Here is a 242-nt window from a genome sequence, read left to right on the forward strand (position 1 = left end):
GGCTCTACGTTATTATAGTAACTGGCGGCAATACTTTGCCGGTTATACCTTTGGTCGGCAATATTGGCAGTCTCCCGAAGATGATCATCTGCCTTTATTACGCGAATTCTTAGCGCGTAAAGAATACGACGATTCCGGCAATGATATGTTTTATCAATTATTTGCCAGTGACGATGCATATTACGCGACCTTACCCTGGCAACCACTGGCTGACTACCCCACATGCCCGGAAACGCTTAAGG

General features: G+C 46.3%; 1 protein-coding gene. It reads left to right on the forward strand.

Annotated elements, in window-relative coordinates; all coding sequences use genetic code 11:
- Positions 1–242 (forward strand): DUF1266 domain-containing protein (locus tag V5P19_RS24350; protein WP_334408094.1); only part of this gene is annotated, 242 nt, incomplete at both ends.

Source organism: Enterobacter sp. UNJFSC 003 (assembly GCF_036903355.1).
Classification (GTDB): Bacteria; Pseudomonadota; Gammaproteobacteria; order Enterobacterales; family Enterobacteriaceae; genus Enterobacter.